Here is a 1,549-nt window from a genome sequence, read left to right as displayed (position 1 = left end):
ATTGTTTATACTGAACTTCTCCCCTCTGATCGGCATAACACCTCCCATAGGGATGATTAGCCAGACCACAACTGAATATCACCTCCTCCAGAGAGGATTAGGCTGAAAATTGTCTGCATAACTCTTCTGCTTGGGATGCTATACAGACTTTGATCAGCCCATATACCTAAATGACGATTGGATGGTCGATAACACCCCAAGTAGGATAGTTATGAACACAAGTATCAACATAATGCGCCCATTTCAGGGTGTTATGCGGTCATCTTCAAACAATCTTCACGATCAGCCCAGGATCAACGCATGTAGCATTTAGTACAAGAGTTCCAGTTGGGGATTCCTGGCTTATGGTCGATCTTGGATCAGGTTCATGATGCAATTCGGCTGAAGCACTACACCTATCAAACAGAGCAGACCTAGGTCGGTTGGCTTCGTCGCTCCATCATGTTTCATCACAAAACCCATCCCAGGGATAGAGGTGCCCCTGAGATTGAAGCCCTTTTGACACATCTAGGCGTAGGGAAATGTGTCTGCATAAACATCGCTCTCAACCTCACGAGTTGAAGCGGAGTTGCCCGAAGGAGGAGCGATCGCCTACGGAGTTGCTACACCTACATGACCGATCGTCCTGGGATGCTCATACCCATTCTCGGATTATTCGGGAGCGATCGCCCTCCTCCCAAACCCTCTCCCATGCTTTGCCACTCCGTCAATTGACAGGAAAACTAGGGCAAGAACTTAACGCAGGGACAGCTAAAGGTGAAGTTGTGCAACGGCAGACAAGCTTAAATTCCCACAGACAACCTTTGTTACGCCGCCCCAACGTTGTGTTAGCTGGCTTGACGTTGACCCACAAACGTGGCTGTAGGTTAAACTCATGGCAAATCTCACGGGCTCTCTCCCTTTCCTGCTCCTTCTTAACGTGGTTCTAACCGAAGCGCAGAGAGCCAGATGAGTTCATCTGCCATTTGGGTCAAACCCCAACAAAAACTGGCGCAGCAATTTTGTAAAGGTTTGAGTCTCTGTTTTGGTAAACTGCTCCAGAAACTGGTTTTCCCGCTCAAACAACACCGGCATAACCGTATCTGTCAGTTCAATCCCTTTGGGGGTTAGCTGCACGCTGACGCTGCGTCGATCGTCTGAATCACGGATGCGAACGACCAGGTCATCTTTCTCCAGACGATCAATCCGGTTGGTCATTGCCCCTGAGGAGAGCATTAACAGATCGTAGAGATCGGTCGGCTTGAGTTGGTAGGGCGGCCCCTGTCGTCTCAGGGTCGCCAACATGTCAAACGACCAGACGGCTAACCCGTAGTCTGCTAGGACAGACTCCCGATGCTTTTCCAGCAAACGTGCAATCCGCAGGACTCGCCCGGTCACCGCCAGGGCCGAGAGGTCTAACTGCGGCGACTCCCGCTGCCATTGTTCCAAGATGTTATCAATGCGATCGTGGTTCATGACGTCATTATATCTTGACATCGAGATTCTTGACTTTTACCTTCACCTCGAATATCTTGATATCAAGATGAATTTGATTTCAGGCTTCTGCTCA

At 49.5% G+C, this 1,549-nt stretch carries 1 protein-coding gene; it reads right to left on the bottom strand.

The window, feature by feature from the left end:
• Positions 1-954 precede the first annotated feature (954 nt).
• A complete protein-coding gene (locus V6D20_14835; protein HEY9817056.1) occupies positions 955-1,476 on the bottom strand; it encodes a MarR family transcriptional regulator in 522 nt (173 codons plus the stop codon).
• Between the last annotated feature and the right edge of the window lie 73 nt (positions 1,477-1,549).

This window comes from Candidatus Obscuribacterales bacterium, assembly GCA_036703605.1.
Taxonomy (GTDB): Bacteria; Cyanobacteriota; Cyanobacteriia; order RECH01; family RECH01; genus RECH01.
Note: the sequence above shows the minus strand (reverse complement) of the source record. Positions and strands in the feature narration are given on the sequence as shown.

Coding starts and splice junctions, on each gene's coding strand:
- V6D20_14835 (HEY9817056.1), bottom strand. CDS start 1,476: ATGTCAAGATATAATGACGTCATGAACCACGATCGCATTGATAACATC.